This is a genomic window from Rhodococcus sp. WMMA185 (assembly GCF_001767395.1).
Lineage (GTDB): Bacteria > Actinomycetota > Actinomycetes > Mycobacteriales > Mycobacteriaceae > Rhodococcus_F.
In genome coordinates this window covers 3089865-3109947 of record NZ_CP017014.1, presented here as the reverse complement: position 1 = coordinate 3109947, position 20083 = coordinate 3089865, and the positions used below count along the sequence as shown (strand labels likewise).

At 65.1% G+C, this 20083-nt stretch carries 20 protein-coding genes and 1 riboswitch; of the genes, 9 read left to right on the top strand and 11 right to left on the bottom strand.

All coding sequences use genetic code 11. The features are described 5' to 3' along the window. Positions 1 to 19: 19 nt before the first annotated feature. Positions 20 to 619 carry a carboxymuconolactone decarboxylase family protein gene (locus BFN03_RS13965; RefSeq protein ID WP_070380931.1) on the top strand — a complete coding sequence of 200 codons (600 nt, stop codon included), beginning with the start codon at positions 20 to 22 and terminating at the stop codon, positions 617 to 619. Here the strand turns inward: BFN03_RS13965 and BFN03_RS13960 are convergent. Continuing rightward, a complete protein-coding gene (locus tag BFN03_RS13960) occupies positions 614 to 1537 on the bottom strand; it encodes a sigma-70 family RNA polymerase sigma factor (RefSeq protein ID WP_070379502.1) in 924 nt (307 codons plus the stop codon). The two genes, BFN03_RS13965 and BFN03_RS13960, sit on opposite strands and share 6 nt — an antisense overlap. Before the next feature lie 132 nt (positions 1538 to 1669). Here BFN03_RS13960 and BFN03_RS13955 point away from each other — a divergent pair, with 132 nt between their 5' ends. Further along, positions 1670 to 2653, top strand: a complete 984-nt coding sequence (locus tag BFN03_RS13955; RefSeq protein WP_070380930.1) for an LLM class F420-dependent oxidoreductase — start codon at positions 1670 to 1672, stop codon at positions 2651 to 2653. A gap of 37 nt (positions 2654 to 2690) precedes the next feature. Then, positions 2691 to 3269, top strand: coding sequence for a GNAT family N-acetyltransferase (locus tag BFN03_RS13950; RefSeq protein ID WP_070379501.1), 579 nt, complete (start codon positions 2691 to 2693; stop codon positions 3267 to 3269). Here BFN03_RS13950 and BFN03_RS13945 read toward each other — a convergent pair. The 3 genes from BFN03_RS13945 to BFN03_RS13935 form a co-directional block, all read right to left on the bottom strand. Next, positions 3261 to 3929, bottom strand: coding sequence for a DUF3239 domain-containing protein (locus tag BFN03_RS13945; protein WP_070379500.1), 669 nt, complete (start codon positions 3927 to 3929; stop codon positions 3261 to 3263). The two genes, BFN03_RS13950 and BFN03_RS13945, sit on opposite strands and share 9 nt — an antisense overlap. Before the next feature lie 38 nt (positions 3930 to 3967). After that, a complete protein-coding gene (locus tag BFN03_RS13940; RefSeq protein ID WP_070379499.1) occupies positions 3968 to 5647 on the bottom strand; it encodes a DNA repair helicase XPB in 1680 nt (559 codons plus the stop codon). 116 nt (positions 5648 to 5763) lie between these two features. Beyond that, positions 5764 to 8079 (bottom strand): helicase-associated domain-containing protein, encoded by a 2316-nt coding sequence (locus tag BFN03_RS13935; protein WP_070379498.1) that lies wholly within the window; start codon positions 8077 to 8079, stop codon positions 5764 to 5766. Between the two features lie 177 nt (positions 8080 to 8256). Between BFN03_RS13935 and BFN03_RS13930 the strand changes: the two genes are divergently transcribed. After that, positions 8257 to 8445 (top strand): hypothetical protein, encoded by a 189-nt coding sequence (locus BFN03_RS13930; protein ID WP_070379497.1) that lies wholly within the window; start codon positions 8257 to 8259, stop codon positions 8443 to 8445. A gap of 66 nt (positions 8446 to 8511) precedes the next feature. Here BFN03_RS13930 and BFN03_RS13925 read toward each other — a convergent pair whose 3' ends face one another. From BFN03_RS13925 to BFN03_RS13915, 3 genes are all read right to left on the bottom strand, one after another. Continuing rightward, positions 8512 to 9123 carry a resuscitation-promoting factor Rpf1 domain-containing protein gene (locus BFN03_RS13925; RefSeq protein ID WP_070380929.1) on the bottom strand — a complete coding sequence of 204 codons (612 nt, stop codon included), beginning with the start codon at positions 9121 to 9123 and terminating at the stop codon, positions 8512 to 8514. An 8-nt stretch (positions 9124 to 9131) separates the two neighbouring features. Next, positions 9132 to 9341, bottom strand: a riboswitch (cyclic di-AMP (ydaO/yuaA leader). A gap of 243 nt (positions 9342 to 9584) precedes the next feature. Next, on the bottom strand, positions 9585 to 9959 hold the full coding sequence (locus tag BFN03_RS13920) for a YccF domain-containing protein (RefSeq protein ID WP_070379496.1): 375 nt from the start codon (positions 9957 to 9959) through the stop codon (positions 9585 to 9587). 95 nt (positions 9960 to 10054) lie between these two features. After that, positions 10055 to 10306, bottom strand: a complete 252-nt coding sequence (locus tag BFN03_RS13915) for a hypothetical protein (protein ID WP_070379495.1) — start codon at positions 10304 to 10306, stop codon at positions 10055 to 10057. Positions 10307 to 10491: 185 nt separating this feature from the next. On the opposite strand from BFN03_RS13915, the gene BFN03_RS13910 reads away from it, so the two are divergent. Further along, positions 10492 to 10902: a cold-shock protein gene (locus BFN03_RS13910; protein WP_070380928.1), complete on the top strand. Its 411-nt coding sequence runs from the start codon at positions 10492 to 10494 to the stop codon at positions 10900 to 10902. A 42-nt stretch (positions 10903 to 10944) separates the two neighbouring features. Here BFN03_RS13910 and BFN03_RS13905 read toward each other — a convergent pair whose 3' ends face one another. Together BFN03_RS13905 and BFN03_RS13900 are read right to left on the bottom strand one after the other, a co-directional pair. Next, positions 10945 to 11430, bottom strand: coding sequence for a DUF2771 domain-containing protein (locus BFN03_RS13905; RefSeq protein ID WP_070380927.1), 486 nt, complete (start codon positions 11428 to 11430; stop codon positions 10945 to 10947). A gap of 6 nt (positions 11431 to 11436) precedes the next feature. Then, a complete protein-coding gene (locus BFN03_RS13900) occupies positions 11437 to 13143 on the bottom strand; it encodes an MFS transporter (RefSeq protein WP_070379494.1) in 1707 nt (568 codons plus the stop codon). A 220-nt stretch (positions 13144 to 13363) separates the two neighbouring features. Between BFN03_RS13900 and BFN03_RS13895 the strand changes: the two genes are divergently transcribed. Beyond that, positions 13364 to 14611 carry an RNA-guided endonuclease InsQ/TnpB family protein gene (locus tag BFN03_RS13895; RefSeq protein ID WP_070380926.1) on the top strand — a complete coding sequence of 416 codons (1248 nt, stop codon included), beginning with the start codon at positions 13364 to 13366 and terminating at the stop codon, positions 14609 to 14611. Positions 14612 to 14654: 43 nt separating this feature from the next. Here BFN03_RS13895 and BFN03_RS13890 read toward each other — a convergent pair whose 3' ends face one another. Then, positions 14655 to 15464, bottom strand: a complete 810-nt coding sequence (locus tag BFN03_RS13890; protein WP_070379493.1) for a glutaminyl-peptide cyclotransferase — start codon at positions 15462 to 15464, stop codon at positions 14655 to 14657. A gap of 41 nt (positions 15465 to 15505) precedes the next feature. Here BFN03_RS13890 and BFN03_RS13885 point away from each other — a divergent pair, with 41 nt between their 5' ends. The 3 genes from BFN03_RS13885 to BFN03_RS13875 all read left to right on the top strand — a co-directional run bounded on the left by BFN03_RS13885 (position 15506) and on the right by BFN03_RS13875 (position 19741). Beyond that, positions 15506 to 16441 carry a DUF3027 domain-containing protein gene (locus BFN03_RS13885; RefSeq protein ID WP_084385625.1) on the top strand — a complete coding sequence of 312 codons (936 nt, stop codon included), beginning with the start codon at positions 15506 to 15508 and terminating at the stop codon, positions 16439 to 16441. Positions 16442 to 16566: 125 nt separating this feature from the next. Beyond that, positions 16567 to 19185: a sacsin N-terminal ATP-binding-like domain-containing protein gene (locus BFN03_RS13880; protein ID WP_442971848.1), complete on the top strand. Its 2619-nt coding sequence runs from the start codon at positions 16567 to 16569 to the stop codon at positions 19183 to 19185. Further along, positions 19175 to 19741, top strand: coding sequence for a phosphatase PAP2 family protein (locus BFN03_RS13875; RefSeq protein ID WP_070379491.1), 567 nt, complete (start codon positions 19175 to 19177; stop codon positions 19739 to 19741). Before BFN03_RS13880 ends, BFN03_RS13875 begins: the two co-directional genes overlap by 11 nt. A gap of 65 nt (positions 19742 to 19806) precedes the next feature. Here BFN03_RS13875 and BFN03_RS13870 read toward each other — a convergent pair whose 3' ends face one another. Further along, a complete protein-coding gene (locus BFN03_RS13870) occupies positions 19807 to 20055 on the bottom strand; it encodes a DUF2530 domain-containing protein (protein ID WP_070379490.1) in 249 nt (82 codons plus the stop codon). Between the last annotated feature and the right edge of the window lie 28 nt (positions 20056 to 20083).

The following is a 20083-nucleotide window of genomic DNA, read 5'->3' as shown; positions in this document are numbered from 1 at the left end:
GACGACGATGGAGGACACAATGCCGCGCATTCCCGCAATGGCCCCGGCCGACGCCGGCCCGTTGGTCAAGGTCGCGTACAAGTACGCGGCCCACAAGTTCGACGAGGTGCCCGAGCCGTTCACCGTGCTCGCCCACCACCGCAAGCTGTTCGTCGCGTCAGCTCGCCACGAGATGGCGGTCCAGAAGGCGTCGACCGTGCTCCCTGCGCACGTGCGTGAGATCGCCATCTACCGTGTTGCCTGGACCATCGGCTGCTCGTGGTGCGTGGACTTCGGCACGATGCTGCAACGTCTCGAGGGATTGGACGTCGAGCGACTCGAGCACATCGCAGACTACGCGGACTCGCCCGCGTACAGCGACGATGAGCGCGCGGCCATCGCATATGCCGATGCAATGACCGCGACACCCACAGAGGTCACCGACGAGCAGGTCGAGGATCTCGAGCGCCGGTTCGGGCGCGACGGCGTAATCGAGCTTTCCTATCAGATCGGGTTGGAGAACATGCGGGCCCGAATGTACTCGGCCCTGGGCATCACGGAGCAGGGATTCAGTACCGATTCGTGCCGCGTGCCGTGGGCGGACGGCGACGCCACGGTCATGAAGGGGCCGGGGTCATGAAGGGCCCAGCCTGATCCCGCCGAACTTTTCCGGATTCGCAATGTCGTAGGCGGCGTAGACGACACCGTCCCTGACGGTGAACGCGCTGACTCGTGGTGGCGAACTTCGGCGAGTTCCTTCACCGGTGATTCCCTTGTGTAAGCCGCCGAGCTGGCCGTTCACCAGGACGGGCCGGATGGTCGTGAACCACTCCGGCCCGTAGAGCCGGGCGAGGCCGAGGAAGAAGCGCGCGGTCTTGTCTGCACCACGGATTATGTTGATCGCGGTGCTGGTGGTGCTGGTGGTGCCGTTGGCATCGCCGATGACCAGGGCATCTGGGTGCAGCGCTGCGACTACGGCGTCGACGTCCCCGCCAGAGATGGCGTCGAGTAGACGTTGCACGGCGAGGGCATGTTCTTGGTCGGAAACGGCAGGGGCGGCTTCAGCAGCGGCCTTGCGTGCTCTCGAGGCGAGCTGTCGCGCAGTAGGTACTTCGACACCGAGGATGCTCGCCACTTCGTCGAAGGGCACGCCGAACCCGTCGTGCAAGACGAACGAGACCCGCTGCTGCGGAGTGAGCGTGTCGAGCACGATCAGGGCCGCCAAACGGTTGTCTTCCTCCTGGACAACGGATTCCAATGGATCGGGTTCGCGGGACGGAGACAACGATGTGACGATCGGCTCCGGAAGCCATTGGCCGACATACTGTTCCCGCCGCGCCGCGGCCGAACGCAACCGGTCCAGGCAGATCCTGCCGACCACTGTGGTGAGCCAGCCTGCAAGGTCGCGGATACTCCCGGCATCCGCACCATGGAGTCGGAGCCACGACTCCTGCACCGCGTCCTCCGCGTCACTGACACTTCCCGTCAGCCGGTAGGCGACCGAAAGCAGATGCCGACGGTGAGCTTCGAACTCGTCCGCCAGTTCGGCTACAGCCATGCCGATAATCCTAGCTTCGTTTGCCCGGGCTTTGATCGACTGAGGAATCGGTCGTGGATACAGGGATCAGCGGTAGCCGGTCGAAACTTCCCCTACCGGTCAAGAGTGGAAAACGTAGGTACATTCGTTCTCATGCGCTTCGGATTGTTCGTCCCTCAAGGTTGGCGACTGGATCTGGTCGGTATCGACCCCGCGGATCAGTGGTCGGTGATGCGCGATATCGCGCTGCGTGCCGACCAGAAGTCGTGGGATTCGCTCTGGGTCTATGACCACTTCCATACCGTCCCCGTTCCCACAGAGGAGGCAACGCACGAGGCGTGGACACTCATGTCCGCTCTTGCGGCGGTCACCTCTCGGGTGCGTCTGGGGCAGATGTGTACTGCGATGAGCTACCGCAACCCGGCGTACCTCGCGAAGGTCGCCGCCACCATCGACATCATCTCCGGCGGCCGTATCGAAATGGGGATCGGCGGAGGCTGGTACGAGCACGAGTGGCGGGCGTACGGGTATGGATTCCCCTCGGCCGGAGAACGTCTCGGCAGGCTCGATGAGGGTGTGCAGATCATGCGCCAGGCCTGGGCCGAGGGTTCGGCCACCTTGGACGGCAAGCACTATCAGGTCGATGGTGCGATCGTGCGGCCGCGTCCGTTGCAGGAAGGCGGTATTCCGCTGTGGATTGCCGGCGGTGGCGAGAAGGTGACGCTGAAAATCGCGGCGAAGTATGCCCAATACACCAACTTCGACGGAACCCCTGAAACGTTCGCGCGCAAGTCCGAACTGCTGCGGGGGCACTGCGACACCGTCGGTACCGACTTCGACGCCATTGTGCGATCAGCCAACTACAACGTCGCGATCGGGGCCACCGAGGCCGAGGTCGAGCAGCGGTTGGAGACGCTGAAGCAGCGCCTCACGCCCTACGTCGGTGCCGACGCCGCCGAGGGATCGCTTGCGGCGTTCCGGGGGTTGCCGGCCGTGGGAACGCCGGAACAGATTGTCGAGAAGTTGTCCTCCTTGGAGAAGCAGGGAATGACGTACGGCATCTTCTACTTCCCCGAAGCCGCATATGACACATCAGGCATTGAACTGTTCGAGCAGGAAGTCTTGCCCGCGCTGTAGTAACATTCCGAATCCGCACGGGCATGGAGAGGCAAGCATGTTCGTCGTCGCATTGAATTCCGAAAAGGTCTGGTTGAGACCACCGGTGCCGACCGACATCGATGAGATCTGCGCGGTGTGCGAACACGGTTCCATCGCCGTGTGGACGACCCTGCCCGCGCCTTACACGAGCTTGGACGCAGAGCGCTTCGTCCGGCACACGGCGCCCTCTGGCTGGTCGGATCGGAGCCCCACGTGGACACTTCGGGAATCAGAGGATGGGCCCGTGGTGGGAATGATCGGTCTCGGTGCTAGAGACGCCACCGCAGGGGAGATCGGCTACTTTCTCTCGCCCGCAGCGAGATCGCGGGGATTGATGACAGCCGCGATGAGGCTGGTGTGCGATTTCGCCTTTCGGTCCGATGGAATGGCGTTGGAACGGATCGACTGGCGCGCGTTCGTCGGCAATCGGGCATCGGCGGCGGTCGCCCGGCGGGTGGGATTTCGGTTCGAGGGAGTTCAGCGGGCAGGGTTGGTGCAGCGTGGCGTCCGTCGCGATACCTGGATGGCCGGCCTGCTGGCCGACGACCCGCGGCGGCCCGTCGACGGCTGGCCCGCTGCCAGCTGCTCAACGTAGGTTCTCTGGAAGTTCCCTCTCGGACAAGATGACTCGCTGGTCGGGGCTGGTCCGAATCTGTTTCGACTCGGCGATTCGGCTCCGTAGGAAGTCCCACTCGACCTGATCGATCGCACTGGTCGCTCGAGAGTGCACGGCGGCGTCCCGGGTGCCCCATTCGATTGGCATCGGGCTGACCATCTCCCACGCGTCTGCCTCACTGTGGGTACGGCGGTCGCTGAGCAGAGCGACCGACGGCACCTTGTCGCCAACGCTGCGCTTCCGACCGGCAGGAACTGGAACGTTGCGGGTGACCAGCGCGTACAACGGCGCGCGCGTACCGGGTTTCGCGATGTCGATCAGCGACAGGAGTGTCATCGCTCGCGGGTGGATCTCGGACACGACCGCAGGCACCAGTGGACTCTTCGCGTACAAGTCCTCGATGCTCCCCACCTTCCTCGGCACCCACAGCGCCACCCACACAGACGCGAGGGCGGCGATCGCAGACAGGACGCCGAGGACTATCGTCCATGGCTCGGCCAGCAGGATCAGACCAACCGCGGCAGCTGCGAACACCAACCCCACGATGATCGCGGCCACCTGAAGGCGTCGCATATCGGCCCAGGTCTGGTTGACGGACTTCGCGTAGGGTCGGTCGACGGTGAACTCGAAATGTCGCACGGGCTCAGCTTAGGGCCCTCGGGTGTGGCGACCGTCGGTCACCCGATGGTTGGACCCAACAGGTCGTCGGCGTCGGTAATTCGGTAGGCGTATCCCTGCTCGGCCAGAAAGCGCTGTCGGTGCGCGGCGTACTCCGCGTCGAGGGTGTCACGGGCCACCACCGAGTAGAAGTGAGCCTGGCCGCCATCGTGCTTGGGGCGCAGCAGCCGCCCGAGCCGCTGGGCTTCTTCTTGTCGTGAACCGAACGTCCCCGAGACCTGGACGGCGACTGATGCTTCCGGGAGGTCGATCGAGAAGTTGGCAACCTTGCTGACCACGAGGATTCTGATCTCACCTGCGCGGAACTTGTCGAACAGTTCTTCCCGGTCTTTGGTCTTGGTAGAGCCCTGGATCACCGGGGCGCCGAGGGCCTCGCCCAGCTCGTCGAGCTGGTCGAGGTAGGCGCCGATGATCAGAGTCGGTGCGTCGGTGTGCCGCTCGAGGATCGACTTCACCACCGCAATCTTGGTGTGCGCGGTCGAACACAGTCGGTAGCGTTCGTCGGGTTCGGCGACGGCGTACGACATGCGCTCGGCATCTGTCAGCGTCACCCGCACCTCGACACAGTCGGCGGGGGCAATCCATCCCTGCGCCTCGATGTCCTTCCACGGGGCGTCATACCGCTTGGGTCCGATGAGCGAGAACACGTCGCCTTCGCGACCGTCTTCACGCACCAGGGTTGCGGTGAGGCCGAGCCGCCGCCGTGATTGCAGGTCTGCGGTCATGCGGAACACCGGCGCGGGAAGGAGATGGACCTCGTCGTAGATCACCAGCCCCCAGTCTCGGGAATCGAACAGCTCGAGGTGCTTGTACTCGCCCTTCGTACGCCGGGTGATCACCTGATACGTGGCGATGGTGACCGGACGGATTTCCTTGCGCTCACCCGAGTACTCGCCGATCTCTTGTTCGGTGAGTGAGGTGCGCGCAATTAGCTCGCGCTTCCACTGCCGTCCGGCGACTGTGTTCGTGACCAGGATCAAGGTGGTGGCCTTCGCCCTGGCCATCGCCGCCGCGCCGACCATCGTCTTGCCCGCGCCGCAAGGGAGAACGACGACGCCGGACCCGCCCGCCCAGAACGAGTCTGCGGCCATCTTCTGGTAGTCGCGCAAGTGCCAGCGGCCGTCCACGGACCCAGCCCCCGTGCCGTCGAAATCGAGGTCGATGGGATGGGCCTCGCCGTCGACGTATCCGGCGAGGTCTTCCGCCGGCCACCCGACTTTGAGCAGTAGCTGTTTGAGGCGGCCTCGCTCGCTCGGGTGGACGATGACGGTGTCGTCGTCGACGCGTTCACCGAGCATCGGCGCGATCTTCTTGTGCCGCGTGACCTCGGTGAGGACGGCGCGGTCGAGGCTGACGAGGGTCAATCCGTGGGCGGGGTTCTTCACCAGTTGCAGGCGACCGTAGCGGGCCATCGTATCGACGATGTCGACGAGCAATGGCTGTGGGACCGCGTATCGGGAGTAGTTGACCAGCGCGTCGACCACCTGCTCGGCGTCGTGACCGGCCGCCCGTGCATTCCACAGTGCCAGGGGAGTGATCCGGTAGGTGTGCACGTGTTCGGGAGCGCGCTCGAGTTCCGCGAACGGCGCGATCGCCTGGCGGGCGTCGTTCGCGCGTTCGTGATCGACCTCCAACAGCAGGGTCTTGTCGGACTGGACGATCAACGGTCCGTCGGTCACGTAAAGCCTCCTCGTGTGCGATCTACGGATGTAGTCAGCTTGTCCATTGTCCTGATATGTGCGCCGCGGCGCCACGACACTCACCCGACGAGATGCCAGATACCCCCACAGTCGAGTCAGTCGACCCGGGTGACGGAAGTAATGCGATGGAGCATGAACTGCCGGACACTGCCGCTCGCAGGGTCGAACGCGTCGAGTTGGCCACCTCCGACGGTTACGGGTTCGACGACGCGGTGGGACGCGATGCCCTGGGCATCGACGTAGCCGATGGCGACACTGGCCCGCTCGCGCGCCGCGGTGGCGAGGAGGGCGACGGTTGCCGCACTGCCTGCCCGCGAACCGTCGGAGCGAACACTATCGGAGCCCTTGGTCGATGCCGCGAGATCGCCTGCCCGCAGAGTTCGCACCACTGCAGCGAGTTGGGCATCGGTGGGGACGGCCGGCGTTCGGTAGGCCGCAGCCTTTCGGCGGTTCATGACGCGCGCGCCACGAGAGCGAAGGTCGACGAGCGCGCCCGACGCGTCCTCACCCGCGGGAGCGAAGCCTGCTGCCCGCAATTCGTCCAGTACCGCACGCAGCGGTGCCTGCGAGACCGCCACGGTTGGTGCCAATGCCCGCAGAGCCAGGGAAGCGGCAACAGGTGAGGCGAGGACTTCAGCGAGCAATGCCGGGTCCTCGCAGCGGACGAAGGACGACGCGACACCGGCCCGTAATCGTCCGTGCCGTCTCGCAACATCGTCGATCAGGTATGACAGCGACTGCGGAACGGGCGTGCGTGACCGTGTGGAAAACAGGCTGTGGAGCTCCGCTGCCGTCATCCCGACGTCGAGCGCACGTCGGACGCTGGCCTCGCTGATCCGGTACATCGATGCCGCGCCCGCCGACTCGATGTCCGCGACCAGTGCGATCTGCTCGAGTAGGTCTGGAGTCAGCGGACCCGGCGCGACCACGGTCAGGTCGGCCTGTACGAGCACGTGGTCGACGGGTTCGGGAAGGCACGAGTGCATCTCGCCCTCGGCGTCGCCTCCGTGCAGCAGAGCCCGGCCGGGCGAACTGAGGGCCCCGCGTGCGATAAGCCCCAGCGCTGCGGCCTCGTCGAGCGTGCGCGCCACCGCGTGAACCCGAAGTCGGGCGCCCCAGCGTGGACGACGCCAGGCCAGCAGTCGGCTGACCTCCACGGCGCCCGCCGACTGGCCGCTGTCGAGCTCGGCCAAGAGCCCGAGGATCGCCTGCCGGTCGCGGGGTGCGGACGGCGCCCGCGCCTCGTCGGAGAGCGCCGCCACCGGCTTGTCGTTGGCGTCGCGCATCCCGATGAACCAGGCCATGCGGGGCAACGCCAGCCACGCTTCGGCAAGAGAGTGCCAGCGCCTCGCAACCGGAGCGTGGAGCCAATTGTCGACGGCTGTGGTCGGGGCCCAGTAGCTCTCCCCACCATCAACCGCTGGTACGGGGTCGGGGATACCGCGGGCGATCAGCCCGGCAGCCGACAGGAGCTCCACCAAGAGACTCAACCGGTTCTCGTCGATGCCTGTCGTCTTGGAAATGCGCCGCAGTTCACGGACGCCGAGGCCGCCTGCTCGCAGCGCAGGAGCCGGGGCCTCGCCGAGTGCCTCGAGGACGTCTTCGCAATGGCGCACCAGTTCGAGTGTCTCGCCTGCCGCAGTGGCATTGACATCGGCAGGCTTGTGCTCGCGTCCCGCGACCTTCGGCGGAGTGAGTGATGTGACGTCGAAGACTGCCTCTCCGCGTAGGACCTGCCGCACCTGATGGTGCAGTTCGACGGTCTCGTCGTCGATCCGTCGGAGTAACCCGGCTGCGAGGAGTCGCTGGACTGGTCTGTCCGGTGGTGTTCCGGGGGCGGCGTCCCTGGTGCGCCCGATCGGACTCGACTTCGACAGCGTCTCGAGTATTTCGCTCTCGACGGGCTGCAACCCGCCGATCGCCGCGGTGATCGTGGGTTCGTCGAGCGCCTCGGTGGGCTGGGCGCCCAGCCCGATGCGCCACGGGATGGTGGCCACCACCGCGGGAACGATGCGAAGGGTGGTCTTGTCGCCCCAGACGAGTGCCAGCATCCGCAGTGTTCTCAGGGCGGCGTCGACGACCTTCTTCGTCGCCCGAGACCCCACGGCTTCTTGCAGTTGGGTTCGTGACACCCCGACCTCGTCCGCGTGCTCTAGGGCGAGGAGTTCGAGAATGCCGAAGTCCAGGGTCGTGAGATCGTCTGCTGCACGTGCCACGGAGGCCCGCTGTTCGGCGCGTCCGGCGAGAACGGCGACAGTCGAAGGTGGCGGTACCGCAAGATCGGGGCGCTTGCGCAACAGATCAGTCAACTCGGCATCGCTGAACGCGGCCAACCACGCCGCGAAGCTACCGACGTCGCGCGGATCGGCAGCGGCGGTGGTGCTTGCGGTGGCGTCGTCGGTATGGGTCATCGACTATTAGATTAGTTCTCGAGAAGTCGGTCACCGAGCGGGGCGAGAAAGTGGTCACCGAGCGGGGCGAGAAAGTGGTCACCGAGCGGGGCGAGAATCTGCTGTTCGTGTCGAGCCGAGCACCTGTTGCAAAGACCTGGGCTGTACGTCGCCACGCTCTCCTGTCAAAATGACCCCGTGGCTAACAATGCGAAGAATCAGTACGTGGACCCGGGGTGGCCTGAGACCGCCGATGGAGATCAGGCCGTGACCGAGCTGTCGTCGACCCGTGCGGGAGGGCTGTCGCCGTTCGGTGAGGACACCGAGTTCCCGTTGCCGGTGGAGTCGCTGCCGTACGCACATCCGTACACAGTGATCAACCGCTGACCCAGAAACACAAGAGTGGCCCTGCACCGGATTCAGTGCAGGGCCACTCTTGTGTTTCTGGGAAATCTACTTCGGGAGCAGAGCCTTGTTCGCGTTGACGAACTGCAGGATCTGGGGATCGATGTGGAAGCCCTGAGCCTGGACTGCGTCGATCGCGTTGTCGATGGCATCTGCGATCTGCGGTGCAGCGGGATGAGTTTCGATGAGGTCGGCGAGAATGGGGCCCACGGGGGCGGTGGGGGCGGCCTCGGGTGTCTCGACCGCTTCGGGTGCCTCGCGCACCAGCTCGGGTGCGGTGCGCTGAGTGGGCGCGCTCGTCAGACCGAGGCTCGAGGAACAGGACGGCCATGCGCCCCAGCCCTGGGATTCGAGGACCCTCTCGGCGACGACGATCTGCTGTTCGCGTGTGGCCTGGTGTGCGGTGGCGGCGTACTCGCCTCCGCCGTGTCCGGACCAGGTGGTCGGTGAGAACTGGAGGCCGCCCTGGTAGCCGTTTCCGGTGTTGATGGCCCAGTTTCCGCCGGACTCGCACTGCGCAAGACGGTCCCAGTCGGAATCGGGCGCCGCGTTTGCGGTGCCAGAGAAGGCTGCTCCGGCCACACCCATGATCGCGCTGGTGACGGCGACCTTGGCGACATTGCGGCCGGTGTTACTCGGTTTGCGATGGCGTCCGCTCATTGTGGTCGAGATCCTCTCCACACGCGCCTGCGAGGTCAGCTGTCGGGTTCGGGCTGAGAGGTCGCCCGGCCTGATCTCTCGCGTGCGCGAGAGCGTCTGGCTTCACCCCAAGGTTCGAGTGTGTGTTGCACATTCGAACCGGTGTCCATCCGAGAACTCACGTTCTCCAGGAGGACCTTGGGTCCCCCGTCCTCGTCCCTGGAATGCTTCGTTGGGAATCCGATACCCGCGGGACGAGGCTTGGCGCGGCGGGTCGGACGTGGCCGATGTTCCTCGGCCGGTGATGACCGTAATCGGACAAAGCCTCGATGTCACTATTTGATAACGCAACGTGTCTCGGTCCGTTATCGAGTTCCGTTCGGGCGCGGGCAGACTCTTCGCAGCTAGGGGCGATGCTGCGACTTTCTCATCGGACTGCCAGAACTTCGTTATCGCGTCGTTATGTGAGAAAGCTCACATCATCAACGTGCGTCGACTATGTCCTTGCCGAGGGACATGAGGGAGATGGGGATCATTTTGAGGTTCGCGACGGCCAAGGGGATGCCGATGATGGTGATCGCCATTGCTATCGCAGAGACGAGGTGCCCGATCGCGAGCCAGAGTCCCGCGACGATGAGCCAGATGACGTTGCCGATCAGCGAACCCACTCCGGCCGTCGGTTTGTCGACCACGGTCTTGCCGAACGGCCACAGCGCATACACGCCCACGCGGAACGACGCGATGCCGAACGGGATGGTGATGATCAGGATGCAGCAGATGATGCCGGCGACGAAGTACCCCAGCGCCAGCCACAGGCCGCCGAACAGCAGCCAGATGATGTTGAGCAACAGTCTCATGATGGTCCCCCTTGGTTGATGTTCGGCTCAGTGTCACGCTCGGTGCCAGGGCTCGGTACTTACGGCTCGGTGCCCCCGCGCGGCGCACAGGATCGTCAGCGCGCCCGCTTGCCCTGCCGCAAGGCCGCGACGATTCCGAGTAAGAATCCGACAGGACACGCGAGGGCGACGAGATAGAGAGCGAGTCCAGGCTCGCTGCCGGACAAGATCGGGGTCAGGAAGATGGCCACGATGGCCACGAAACCGACCGCGAAGAGGACGAGTGCGACCCGCAGGAAGGCGTCGCCGATCCGAGTCGGGCGAGCCGTGCTCCCGGGTGTCGATTCATGCGTCGATTCGTGGGCCACAACTTGCAACGATAGTTCCTGCAAAACTCGAATGATGGATAGGGCCTGCGCAAGGTAGACTGTGAGTGCTGCGCGTCCCGCACCAGAGGTGGGGCGCGCTGTTTTGCGAACTGCATACCAGTGCAACGACATACTGCATACCAGTGCAACAAAAGCGCACTTCAAGGGATGAGCGGGTGAACGCGGTGCCGACCGGCAAGGTGAAGTGGTACGACGTCGAAAAGGGATTCGGTTTTCTGTCGCAGGACGAGGGGGAGGACGTCTATGTGCGTTCGTCTGCTCTGCCCGCAGGCGTCGAGGGCCTCAAAGCCGGTCAGCGTGTCGAGTTCGGTATGGCTGCCGGACGGCGCGGCCCCCAGGCGCTGAGCCTGAAGGTTCTCGACCCGGCACCGTCGGTGCGCCAGAACGCAGCGCGCAAGGAGCCTGCAGCCAAGAAACACACGCCGGACGAACTGCACGGCATGGTCGAGGACATGATCACACTCCTCGAGGCGAAGGTTCAGCCAGATCTGCGCAGGGGCAAGTACCCGGACCGCAAGACGGCCCAGCGCATCTCCGAAGTGGTTCGCGCCGTCGCCCGCGAACTCGACAGCTGACCCGAGTTCTGCACTGCAGGCGATCTCCGGCCGGAGGCGCGATCAGGCTGTCTTGATCGACCAGACCGCACGGGCGTGTGGGAGCCCCTCTTGGTCCACGACGGCTGAAGGCAACTGAATCTCGACGCCGGCCAGTTGCAGTTCCTCGGACGACGGCACGGTCACGGCGCGCTTCTCGCCGGCGCGGTATGCCTGTTGCAAGATGACGGGTGCCCCCGAAGGATCCTGGTAGAGGGCGAAGATCCGCCACGGCGCGTCGACGATTTCCGGCGGAAGTGACAACTGCAAGGGGTAGCCAGGTGGGACGTCGAGTTCGGTGACGCCGAAACTCTGGCAGTCCTCGAGGTAGAGGTTGCAATACGCCAGGGGAGATACGCGTTCGGTTCGGTCATGCGCGAACGCCGTGATTTCCGGCAATCGGTCCGGCGAGTTGCGGACGAGCGTGTAGATGACCCCGACGAAGGCCACGAGGGCCACCACCAGCCCCACCGATAACAATGTCAGGATCTTCTTGGTACGCGACTGCATGCTCACTTACTTCATACTTCCCGTCGATCGGCCGGTCCGGTGGTGGGCCGAGTGAGAGTCGGCCACTTCTTGTTCCGCCAAGACAGGGCGTTTTCCACCGAGCCCTGGCAGGAGAGTATTCCCACGATAGGTGAGGATGGTCTGGACGAGTCCGAGGGTCATGACGGCCGACACCACCGAGAACCCGATCCAGTATTCGGTAGGCAGCAGGACACCGAGCGCACCACCGACCACCCAGCTCAGCTGTAGAACAGTCTCGGATCGTCCGAATCCCGAAGCAATGGATTCTTCAGGCAGATCATGCTGAAGCGACGCGTCCAGCGATACCTTGGCCAGCGCGCTGGCCGCCGATGCGACGAGGGTGGCCAGCGCTGCCGTCAACAGGTTGTCGGTAACGGCAGCGATGACGGCGATGATCCATACCGCAGTCGTGCATCGCAGGACGATCACCGCAGGGCGGCCGAGCTTGAGCCTTGCACCGGTTGCGTTGCCGGTGAAGTTGCCGATCGCGGCGGCCGCGCCGACGAGCGCGAGCATCGCTGCTTGCATGAGGGGTTCGTGGTCGGTTCGGGATTTCGCCACGAACGCGATGTACAACGTCAAGAATCCGGTGAGGACACGGATGGTGCTGTTTCCCCAGAGTCCGGCGATCACCGCGCGGCCCAGCGGCTGTCGGCGCTTGCTCGGCTTCGTCGTGGCCGAGATGCCCGACTGCGGCGCTCGGTTGCGATCGAGGACCTCGGTCGCCCCCTCGTCGCCGTGATAGGTGAGGGTGGCTGGGACCTCGCCCTCGGTTACCTCGACCCACGATGGGATTCGCATGCTGAGGTATGCGCCGAGCGCGGTGATGATCGCCGCCAGCCACAGTGCGCCGACGGAACCGGTAATGAGCGCCAGGCCGCCGGCGACGGCGCCCGCACCGATTGTGCCGCCGATGAGGCCGAACACGGTGAGCCTGGAATTGACTCGAACGAGGTCGATCTCTGGTGGCAATACGCGCGGCGTTACCGCGCTCTTGAGTACCGAGAAGGACTTGCTGAGCACCATCATGCCCAGCGCGGCTGGGTAGAGCACCCAACTGTCGAAATTGAAAACGAGCACGACCACGAGGACCGTTCGCAGCCCGAATGACGTCGCGAGCGCGATGCGTCTGCCGTGCTGCAGCCGGTCGAGCATCGGGCCGATCAGCGGGGCGATCACCGCGAAAGGGGCGATCGTGATCAGTAGATACAGGGCGACCTTGGTCTTGTCCTCACCCGTTGCGGCGGAGAAGAACAGGGTGTTTGCAAGGGCGACCGCAATGGCGGCGTCGGTTGCGAAGTTGGCCATTACCGCGTACGTGAGCGCGGTCAGTCCCGACTTGTCCGCGCCATCGGCCTTCGCTGCGCGATGAAAGGTTGCGATCCCCTTGTTGGTGAGTTCACGGCTCCGCATTGCTGCGACTCGTGTGACCGTGAGTCTTCGTGGCATCGGAGGCGCTTTGGGAGCGCCGGCCACATCCTCGTCGCGGGCGCGCGATTCGTTGCTGCCGACCGGATGAAGGGGAGGAAGCGGCGAGCGTCGGCCTCCTACCCGTGCGGAGGGGGGCAAGTTTCGACCTCCGACGCGGGCCGCGGGTGGGTAATTGTCGTAGCCGGGATGGGCGGTGGGCCCGCCCTTCTCGTCTGGATCCCAACCACCGTCCGAGTCGTAGGGTTCACGCGGTCCGGTCACAAGTCAATTCTCTACTAGTCGGGTGAAATGTGACCGGGCAACCCCAGGCAATGCTGGTCAGGTCGGCATGTCAGCGCTGCGTAGCGAGGAACCCCGGTCCTTCAGGGCCGGGAGGAATCGCGTCCTCTGGTGGGTCGTGCACGAGTAGGTCAGCGGCCTCTCCGTCCGTTTTGGTTCGGGTTTCGGGTTGGTGTCGGTGGCCGCTGTTACGGTCCGGGGTGTGAAGCAGGTGGTGCGGGTGAAGTTGCTGCCGGACGGTCAGCAACTCGATGCTGTGGTGCGCACTCTGGCCGTCTGCAATGACACCGCCACCCTGGTGGCTCGCATCGCGCACGAGAAGCGGGTGTTCCGGAAACGTGATCTGCGGGCGGTCACCTACGCCACCGCCCGCGAGCATGGTGGGTTGGGTGCCCAGGTGGCGCAGTCGGTGATCCGGAAGGTCGCTGATTCGTACACCACGTTGCGGGCCAACCTCCGCAACGGCAGGTACGGGCCGAAAGGCTCCCGCCGCCGGGCGCGGGTGGAGTCCACGCCGATCCGGTTCCGCCCGGATGCGGCCCAACCCTTCGATGACCGGTGTCTGTCCTGGCAGCACGACCCGGACGATAGGGGCGGCACGGTGTCGATTTGGACGGTCGACGGGCGGGTGAAGAACCTGCGGTTCGTCGGGCACCCCGACCAGGTGGCGATGCTCCGTGACTACCGGAAGGGGGAAACCGATCTCGTCGTGCAGCGTGATCGGGCAGGGAAGCCGACCGCCTACCTGATCGCCACGTGTGATCTGCCCGACCCGCCGGTGGCTCACGGGGAGCATCTGAACACCCCGGACGGGTGGATCGGGGTGGATCTGGGGATCGTGAACATCGCGGTCGCCTCCGACCGGACACTTGGTGATCACCTCATCGACACCTTCGGGGATGGTGCCCCGGACGGCCGCGCCGGGCGGGGCAGCACGAAGGACCGCCGCACCCGCAACCGGGAACTGCGGCAGGCGTTGCAAAGGAAGAACACCAAATCCGCTAAACGGTTGTTGCGGCGGCGGGCTCGGAAGGAAGCCCGGTTCGCCGCCGACGTCAACCATCAAATTTCCAAGAAGGTCGTGGCCGTGGCTGAACGCACCGGACGCGGGATCGCCCTGGAGAACCTCACGGGCATCCGCGAACGGGTACGGCTCCGCAAGCCCCAACGGGCCACCCACTCGAGTTGGGCGTTCGCGCAACTCGGGGCCTTCATTTCCTACAAGGCCGCCCGGGTGGGGGTGCCGGTGTTGTCGGTTAATCCGGCCAACACCAGCCGCCGTTGTATCCGGTGTGGTCATATCGACAAGAAGAACCGGCCCCACCAGGACCGGTTCTGTTGTCTCGACTGCGGTTTCGTTGAACACGCAGATATCATCGGCTCGCACAACATCGCGTATCGAGCCGCCGAAGACTACCGGGCCCAGTCAACGGTCCCTGGCGCGGCGTGACACCTGACAGCCAGTGGGGTGTTACAGCTGCAAGCTCAGCCCGTCAGGGCTGAGCAGTTGACGGCACGAACCGCACTTCGTACATGCGGGGCCAGTACTTCCCCGTGAGTAGGAAGTGGTCGGTTCCCGGGATTTGGGCGATGCCATTGAGGACGTCGATGGGACGTGGGCCCGGTGGAAGCGCAGCTCGCAGGGCTGAGGCATCGATCAGTGCGGTGACCCGTCCGTCCGCAGGATCGATGCGAGCAACGATGTCCGTCGTCCAGACGTTCGCATAGATCGATCCGTCTTCTGCGCACTCGAGTTCGTTGAGATTGGTCAGTGGAACACCGTCTCGCTGTACCTCGACGGTGTGCCTGGGCTCGAACGTCACCGGGTCTCGAAATGTGAGGGTGGGTGAGCCGTTGCTCGTGACGAGATACTCGGGCAACGCGCAGATGCCCCATCCCTCACCGTCGAACGGGATCCGTCGCTGCTCGGCCAGCGTGGCGCGATCCCGGACGATGACGAAGCCGTCGCGCCACGTCAACTGCCAAACCGCGCCGTTGCTCACGGTGATGCCCTCTCCGAACAGCGGCGGCGGTAAATCGGCTCTCGCACGGACGACACCGCTGTCGAGATCGGTTGCCTGTATCCACGATTCACCGGGTCGCCCCGTTCCCTCGAGCAGGTCGGGCCCGTCGATTTCGAGCCCTTGGGTGAAGGCATTCGGATCGTGGTCCAAGGTCCGCAGTATCTCGACGCGAAGATCAGTAGCGGACACACCCGATAGTGCGGGACTTTGCGGGGCACATGCGGTGACTACCCACGCCATCGTGAACAGCGCTGCGATGAGGTTCCTGCGGCCGACCATAGAACAAGCATGACAGCCCAAGTGGGCACACAGTTGCGGCGATGCGGCAAACTGGAGGTGTGAGTGTTGCTTCTTCAGACGAGCGCGCGGTAGTGCGTCCGGTACTGGCTGATGCTGTCGAGCTTGCCCGCGCCGCACTAGTCGAATTGCAGGACGGGGGAGTCGGCGACTATCTGGACGTCGTGTCCGAGGACGAGTGCGCCGCGACTCACCGTTTCGTTGCCGACCTTCCGGGCTACAGGGGCTGGCAGTGGGTAGTGGTGGTGGCTGCCGAGCCCGATTCGGACCAAGCCACCGTCAGTGAAATCGCCCTGCTCCCCGGACCTGATGCGTTGGTTGCACCCGCGTGGATACCGTGGGATCAGCGCATTCGCCCGGGCGATCTGTCCGCGGGCGATCTGCTGGCACCTCCTGCCGGCGACCCCCGACTCGTTCCTGGATACGTAGCGAGCGGTGACCCGGAGGTCGATGACGTCGCACTCGAACTAGGCCTCGGCCGTAGACAGGTGATGAGCCTCGAAGGTCGTCTCGACGCGGCGCAGCGTTGGCACGATGGCGACTTCGGCCCCAATTCCGAGATGGCCAAGGCCGCACCGTCAACCTGTGAGTTGTGTGGGTTCTTCCTTCCGCTTGCGGGTTCGATGCGTGCATCGTTCGGGGTCTGTGGAAACGAGATGGCCGCCGACGGGCATGTCGTCGATGCGATGTACGGATGCGGAGCACACTCCGATACGACGCTCCCGTCGGGTGCGGGTTCGCCGCAGTACGGTGCCTACGACGACGGTGCCATCGAGGTGGTCGGAAAGCCCGATGCGGAACCCCAGGTGACCGACGATGCGGAACCCGTGGCGGCCGATGAAGAACCCGTGGCCGACGATGAAGAACCCGTGGCCGACGATGCAGAACCCGAGGTAGTAGAGAAGGCAGAGGCGCAAGCACCCGCCCAACCGGCCGAGGATTCCGCATCGACCAGCTAGCCGATCCATTCGGCACCCGTGCGCTGCGTGACTCGACGCTGCTCGCCTGGCGCACCTCCCCGACCCGGCTCCGTGAGGATGTCGCCGCAGAGTCCGACTTGGTACGCGGCGGCTACCGCGACCGCTTGCTGACCGAACTGGCGCAGAATGCCGCCGACGCCGCGGCCCGCGCCGAAGTGCCCGGTGAGCTGTCGGTGTGCCTCGACGGACGCGTTCTGATCGTGTCCAACACGGGCGCTCCTCTCGACGAGCCGGGAGTCCAGTCGCTGGTCGCGTTGCGCGCGTCGAACAAGGCCGAGGGAGCGGTCGGCCGTTTCGGCGTGGGGTTCACGGCCGTGCTTTCGGTGAGCGACGAGATCGAGATTCGATCGACATCCGGTTCCATCTCCTTTTCCGCCGAGCGGACCAGGTCCGCTATCGATGCCTTCAACGGAGCGGACCCGGGAGCGGTCGTGCCGATACTTCGACTCGCATGGCCGACGGACAAGCGTCCTTGCGCCGGAGTCGAGTCGGAGGTTGTGTTGGCCTTGCGCGACGACGTCCAGGCAGGGTCACTTCTTGCCTACATGGCGCGCGAGGCTACCGACCTGCTGCTCGAACTTCCCCATCTGGTCTCGATCACAGTGGGTGACAGAACGTTTCGTCGGAGCGAACGCCCATTGGATTCGGGTTTGACCGAGATCACGATCGGTGACGACCGCTGGTGGCAGTACGAGTCCGGATGTGCGCGCTGGTTGGTTCCGGTCCACGACGGCGTCGCCTCCCCGGTCATCGAAGACGTGTTGCGCGCACCCACCCGATCCGATGAGACTCTGTCGATCCCCGCGATCCTTGTTGCCGACATCGCCATGCAACCCGATCGACGACGCGTGTTGCCGGGCACCGCGATCGCGACGGTGGCGTCCGGGTACGCCGAGTTCGTAGCCGCCATTCCGCCGGATCAACGAGTGTCCATGATTCCCGTCCCCGCCTTCGCGCGCGGTGAAGTGGACTCTGCGCTACGCGAACACGTGGTTGCCGAGCTCCGAGAGCAGCCTTGGCTGCCGACTGTGGGCGGCAAGGACAGGGCACCGTGCCGGGCGGCGGTCGTACCCGGGCTCACCGAGGAGTTGGGCGAACTTCTCGTCGACATCGTCGACGGTCTGGTCGTCCCGGATCTGTCGGGGCCGCGGTGGTCGAATGCTCTGGCGGCCGTCGACACCCACCGCATCGGCCTGGCCCGGATCACCGAGCTCCTCAGCGGCATCGAACGCGAACCCGACTGGTGGCGGCGACTCTACACGGCGCTCGAACCCCTTGCGGTCGACGCAATCGCTACCGAAGAACTGGCTTCGATCCCGGTTCCGCTGTCCGACGGTCGTACGGTCACCGGCCCGCGAACAGTGTTGGTGGGGCAACACATCGAAGGCGGAGTGAGAGTCGGCTGGACGCGGCTCGTGCACCCCGATGCCGCACACCCCCTGCTGTCGCGACTCGGCGCGAAAACCGCTACCGCGGCCGATATCCTTTCCGAACCGGCATTGCGGAACGAGATCGAAGCCCTCGACCACACGGATTCGGCGGCAGCCGAGGAGCTGTCCTCCGCCGTGCTGGCGCTCGCTGAAGGAGCTGACCTCGGGACGCTGCCGTCGTGGCTCGGACAGTTGCTCCTTCCGTCGGCCGACGGAGAGCTACGCGGCGCGGATGAATTGCTGCTGCCCGGCGCACCTCTCGCCGATGTCCTGGTGGACGATTCGCCGTTTTCCTGCCTCGATGCGTCGTTCGCCGAACGGGTAGGCGAAGACGCACTCCGGGCCGTGGGTGTGGGCTGGGGGTTCACCGTCCTGCGAGCCGAACTTCCCACCGGTCCCGACCATGATCTCGACGACGAGGACCTGTGGTGGGACACGCTCGACGACGACCCCGACACGATCGAGGCCGTCCGAGACCTGGATCTGGTGGACGACAACCGCTGGTCACGGGCGTTGACCATGCTCGCGGGCGATCCGGTCACTCGTCCGTTGCTCGAGGACCGCGGCGGCTACACGGCGTGGTGGCTGCGCCACAATGCCGTGTTGGGTGATCAGGCTCTTGGCTTCCTCCGAGGGCCCGCGGACGACACCTTTGACGGCCTGCTCGATCCCGTCGACCACCCCGAGTCCGCAATATTCGCCGCATCGTTGGCTCCCGCCACGGTCGACTCGCTCGACCTTGCGCAACTGCTTCTCGACCGGCTGGCGGATCCGCGTCGTGAGCCGAGCCCGGCGGTGGTCGTGCGCGCTCACGGGCTGCTCGCCGCCGCCGTCGCCGCGCATGTCCTCGACCTCGAGGACCTCCGGCTACCCGAACACGTACGGAGCATCACCGGCGCGCCGATCGACCCGGCCGAAGCGTTGGTGCTGGACAAGCCCTGGCTCGCCGCTGCCGTGCCCCATGAGCGCCTTGTGGTCGGGGATATCGAGACCGCCGATGCGCTCGCCGATCTTCTCGACCTTCCTGTCGCTTCCGCCGCGGTCCGCGGAACGGTCAGCAGTTCCGGACGCGAGTCGTCGTTCGAACGAGAACCCACCGCCGTGCTCGCCTTCGCGACCCTCGGCCGCACGCTCCCCGAGGGGAACGTATTCGTCCATCCACGGCTCACTGTGAGACTGACCGGCGCGATCGAAGCAGAGGTGGCGGTTCCGTGGTGGGTGGACGAAGGTGGGACCGCGCACTGCTCCGGATCGTGGAGTGGGCAAACGTGGGGTGGTACCGATGTCGATTGATCAGAACGTCCTCGAAAGTGTGGTCGCCGACCGTACTGCGTGGCTGATCGATGTCGCGTCCGTCGTCACGGACACCGGGGGAACCGTCGCCGTCTTGATCGCGTCGGCAGTCCTGACCGTCTCCCTCTTGCTTCGCAATCGCCGCCGAGAAGCCCTACTCGTGTCTGGCGCCGTGCTGTCGGGTCTCGCCGTGATGACAGGACTCAAGAATCTGTGGGAGAGACCGCGTCCACCCCTCCCGGAACGGCTGATCGAGACCTCGACCTACTCGTTCCCCTCGGGCCACGCGATGCTGACGGCCATCCTCATCTGTGTCACGGTTGCCGTGATCCTCCGAGTGGTGCTGGTCCGGCATGTGCAGATCGTGGTTGTCGTCCTTCTGCTGCTGTATACGCTGGCGGTCGGTCTGTCACGGATCTATCTCGCTGCGCACTGGACGACGGACGTACTCGCGGGGTGGGCGTTCGGCGCGCTGTGGGCGGCACTCTGGATCTTCTCGACACGTCCCCAGTTCGGTCGCATCCGATCCAGACGCAATCACGGCACCAACGCTTAGAGCGTGCGGTGCTGTTGGTTCAGAACAGTCCCTGCTGTTGGTCTAGAGCAGTCCCTGCTGTTGGTCTAGAGCAGTCCCTGCTGTGCCCCACGGCTGCCGCGACGGGCCGCTCGCCTCTGCAACGTGAACAATCCGTAGCCGAGGCACCCTACGACCACGCCGGCGATAGTTGTCGGGAACACATTCGACCACCGGTCGCCCGTGACAATCACCACGCCGGCCGCGGCTGCCCACGCCAGTGTCCCCAGGATCAGCGCAGGTCGCGGGTCGGAGAGGCGTTGAGTGAGCGATGGGCGGCCTGTGTTCTCGTTCACGAGCTGAACGTTACCCCTGTCCGCGTGC

What these genes read in the sequence shown, in the direction of transcription:
- BFN03_RS13875 (WP_070379491.1), top strand. Translation starts at nt 19,175, where the DNA reads ATGTCGATTGATCAGAACGTCCTCGAAAGTGTGGTCGCCGACCGTACT.
- BFN03_RS13890 (WP_070379493.1), bottom strand. Translation starts at nt 15,464, where the DNA reads ATGGTCGGCCGCAGGAACCTCATCGCAGCGCTGTTCACGATGGCGTGG.
- BFN03_RS13935 (WP_070379498.1), bottom strand. Translation starts at nt 8,079, where the DNA reads ATGACCCATACCGACGACGCCACCGCAAGCACCACCGCCGCTGCCGAT.
- BFN03_RS13920 (WP_070379496.1), bottom strand. Translation starts at nt 9,959, where the DNA reads ATGAGACTGTTGCTCAACATCATCTGGCTGCTGTTCGGCGGCCTGTGG.
- BFN03_RS13905 (WP_070380927.1), bottom strand. Translation starts at nt 11,430, where the DNA reads ATGCAGTCGCGTACCAAGAAGATCCTGACATTGTTATCGGTGGGGCTG.
- BFN03_RS13965 (WP_070380931.1), top strand. Translation starts at nt 20, where the DNA reads ATGCCGCGCATTCCCGCAATGGCCCCGGCCGACGCCGGCCCGTTGGTC.
- BFN03_RS13950 (WP_070379501.1), top strand. Translation starts at nt 2,691, where the DNA reads ATGTTCGTCGTCGCATTGAATTCCGAAAAGGTCTGGTTGAGACCACCG.
- BFN03_RS13925 (WP_070380929.1), bottom strand. Translation starts at nt 9,123, where the DNA reads ATGAGCGGACGCCATCGCAAACCGAGTAACACCGGCCGCAATGTCGCC.
- BFN03_RS13955 (WP_070380930.1), top strand. Translation starts at nt 1,670, where the DNA reads ATGCGCTTCGGATTGTTCGTCCCTCAAGGTTGGCGACTGGATCTGGTC.
- BFN03_RS13960 (WP_070379502.1), bottom strand. Translation starts at nt 1,537, where the DNA reads ATGGCTGTAGCCGAACTGGCGGACGAGTTCGAAGCTCACCGTCGGCAT.
- BFN03_RS13885 (WP_084385625.1), top strand. Translation starts at nt 15,506, where the DNA reads ATGCGGCAAACTGGAGGTGTGAGTGTTGCTTCTTCAGACGAGCGCGCG.